This window comes from uncultured Eubacterium sp. (assembly GCF_934295145.1).
Classification (GTDB): Bacteria; Bacillota; Clostridia; order Lachnospirales; family Lachnospiraceae; genus Eubacterium_I.
In genome coordinates this window covers 1-3,226 of sequence record NZ_CAKRAS010000107.1, presented here as the reverse complement: position 1 = coordinate 3,226, position 3,226 = coordinate 1, and the positions used below count along the sequence as shown (strand labels likewise).

The following is a 3,226-nucleotide window of genomic DNA, read 5'->3' as shown; positions in this document are numbered from 1 at the left end:
AGAGTATATCTTTGTACATGTGGAAATCGGATAGATCGGGATCTGAATGCGGCAATCAATATACGTGAAGAAGCACGTCGTATGTTGTTAGCAGGATAGATGGGAAGTGTCTGTATCCAGACAATGAAAATATCCCATAACTGGGTAAAAATGAATCGCGGGGCACGCGAGGATAGCTTGTAGATACTTGGCTCAGTAGAGCCATTGAGCAAGAAGCCCCCACTTCAAAATTTGTGATTTAAGTGGTGGGAGCATGTCACGGCACAGGGCATGATTCAAACTTTGCTGTCAAACGCCGCAGTTTATGGCGCGCGGATTAAAGGTGCTGCCTATCCCGTGTATCTGTTTGGCAGTGTTGGCGTTGGCAATCTCAGGGCATCCGTAATTGTCTCGGCGGCGGTTGTCGTGTTGTTTGGCCTGATGTGGTTGCTGCTTTCCCACAGCTTTTTGCAGATTACGACCTCTACGGGAAAAGTAGTCCGCAGAGAATATCGGGAGAAGTGCAGCAGACAGAGGAGCATTGATGTGGCATTATTGAGCCGGGAATTTTCTCGTTTTACTGCAAGTCCAAACTATATGCTAAACTGTGGTCTTGGCACATTTCTGATGCCGCTTTGTGCAATTGTTGTGCTGTGGAAGGGCGGTGCGCTGTTTGAGATGTTGGATGCCATGTTTGCTGAAACAGCAGGCAGTGTGCCTTTATTGATATGCGTAGTGCTTTGCGGTCTTGCATCCATGAATTTTATGACAGCGCCTTCTGTATCCCTGGAGGGAAAAAGCCTGTGGCTTCTGCAATCTCTTCCGGTGGAGCCCTGGAGGATTTTTCGGGCAAAAATCAGGATGCAGCTTCTCTTAACCGGTTTGCCGCTGCTTCTGTGTATCGTGTGTACAGCAGCAGTTTATCCTCTTTATTCGCTGCAATTGCTGATGATTTTTCTTTTTGCAGGTTCTTATGTACTGCTCATGGCACTGGTGGGGCTGTTCCTTGGAGTCAAAATGCCGACATTGACATGGACGAATGAGATTATGCCAATCAAACAGGGAGCACCGGTTGTGATTACATTGTTTGGCGGTTTCGGATATATGGTACTGCTGTTCGTTGGATTTATGCTTCTGCCCGGATGGATGTTAGGATTTTGCGAGTATATGAGCTGTTTTGTGATTGTAAATGTGTTTCTATCCGTGTGGTTCTACCTGTGGCTGCGAAAAAAAGGTGTTGAACGTTTTTCGGGGCTGTAAGAGTAAAATGATAAAGAACGTCAACGTTTTTGGGAGGTAAACGTAACGTCGATTGCCATTTTTACATAGAAATGTTACTTTAAAAAAAACAAAGATCGGAATAGATAAATATAAAAAGGATTAAGTTTTGGAAAAATCAAAGGTAACAGAGAGGTGAAACGGGTATGGATGCAAAAATATTGGGAAACTACATTGCAGCACGTCGAAAAGAACTTGGTATGACTCAGGCAAATCTGGCAGAGAAAATCCATGTGACAGATAAAGCAGTATCCCGCTGGGAGCGTGGTATTGGATTGCCGGATATCGATAATCTAGAGGCCCTTGCCAAGGCACTGGATGTAAGCCTGGTTTCGCTGATGCAGGGAAAAACATGTGACGAAAAGCATATCAGTATTCAAGATGCAGAAAAATTGGTGACTAATACAATCAAGATGTCAAAAGAAACATCGAAGCTACAGAAAGGATTCTGGGGAAGTATACTTGGAATTTTTGGGATTATCATCGTTCTTTTATGCATTCTGTTGTTACGGGATGGTAAAATAGTGATGTATTCTGTAGCAAGCATTGTAACTGGATTAATTGCATGGGGAATACCAATTATAGATAGAGTATTTTGGAAAACGCATTATGTCAGAAGAACGATGTTAGTGAGTGTTGGATTCGCATTTTTATCTGTATGGATACAGTTTTTGGACATAAAAAATCTGGCGTATACTGGTAATTGGTCAGCAATTCATGATACAATTAATGTGCTATCAGCAGTAGTGATTATGTTTTGTATCATTACACTGTTGTTGAATTTTATAAATATTAAAACGCATGATTAAAAAATATTGATTTTTTAGGAAATCATATAATAAGAGGCAGGAAAAGTATATGTTACCACCATGAAAAGTCCAATTTGAAGCACAAAAACGGGAAAATGAAAATTTGAGATTTAGAACATTTCTAAAATGTAATGCAGATGCAGATCATCGGTACAAAATTTACAGACTTAAGACATGGCATAAGAAAATTCAGGAGCTGATACGATGAACGAGAAAGAAATACTTGTACCTGTACAACCATATTTGTCACTGGATGCAGATGATTACAAAGAGATCATTCCACGTAGAATGGGAATTTCCAATTTTTATGAATTTCATGTGCAGGAAGGAACACCAGCAAATTTTAAGGCAGTGCCGGATGACAGTACAGATCTTGTTTTTGGTATTGGCGAGCATGACGTAAAGGTGCTGCTTGGCGGAACAGTTCTGAAGGCTAAGGATTGGGAATTTGAGGATGGACGATATTATTTCGGAGCCAGATTTTTCCCGGGAAAATATATTCTTCCTTCGGGACTTACGATTCAGGAAGTCGTCAATCAGGATCTTGAGATAGATAAAAATGAATATGGAGCCGGGTTGACAGATGCGCTGGCAGAAGCAGGAAATGTAAAAAAGAGAGCGGAGATTTTACTGAAATATTTGTCGGAAAACCAGAAAGATCAGGGAAAGGATTCCGCACATGTGCTGGAAGAATATCTGAGACAGCGGATTTATGCTACCAATGGAAATATTTCCATACAGATGCTGAGCAGGGAAACGGGCTATTCGGAAAGTTATATCCGCAGGATTTTTAAACAGATCCACGGAATCTCCCCGAAAGAATTTGAACGTTTCATCCGGTTTCAGACATTTTTAAATGCAATCCACGGGGCGGCAGGTCAGGTGAACAGTGAAGAACTTGCATTGAATTGCGGATATTATGACCAGTCGCATATGTTAAAAGATTTCCGGGCATTTGCAGGAACGACACCGGAGAAATATAAGAAACTTCTGAGAGAGAAAACAACCGAAAAAGAAAAAATGATCTGTGAAGAATAAATTGCAGAAAAGCATTTCCACAGATCCGGTGGAGCGCAATATGATCTGGCTGGTAACGGGAATTACCTTTGCGGTATTGGCTGTTTACTCCTTCTTCTGGATCAAGTTCAAGATGAAGATGC

4 protein-coding genes are annotated in these 3,226 nt (G+C 41.5%); all 4 read left to right on the top strand.

What is annotated here, in order from left to right:
• On the top strand, window positions 1-99 hold a 99-nt coding region (locus Q0I54_RS13185), incomplete at its 5' end, for a zinc ribbon domain-containing protein (RefSeq protein WP_296119330.1).
• A gap of 171 nt (window positions 100-270) precedes the next feature.
• Entirely contained in the window at window positions 271-1,239 is a 969-nt protein-coding gene (locus Q0I54_RS13180) for a hypothetical protein (RefSeq protein WP_296119328.1), read from the top strand.
• A 164-nt stretch (window positions 1,240-1,403) separates the two neighbouring features.
• A complete protein-coding gene (locus tag Q0I54_RS13175) occupies window positions 1,404-2,066 on the top strand; it encodes a helix-turn-helix domain-containing protein (RefSeq protein WP_296119325.1) in 663 nt (220 codons plus the stop codon).
• Window positions 2,067-2,270: 204 nt separating this feature from the next.
• Window positions 2,271-3,104: an AraC family transcriptional regulator gene (locus tag Q0I54_RS13170; protein ID WP_296119323.1), complete on the top strand. Its 834-nt coding sequence runs from the start codon at window positions 2,271-2,273 to the stop codon at window positions 3,102-3,104.
• Window positions 3,105-3,226: the final 122 nt, after the last annotated feature.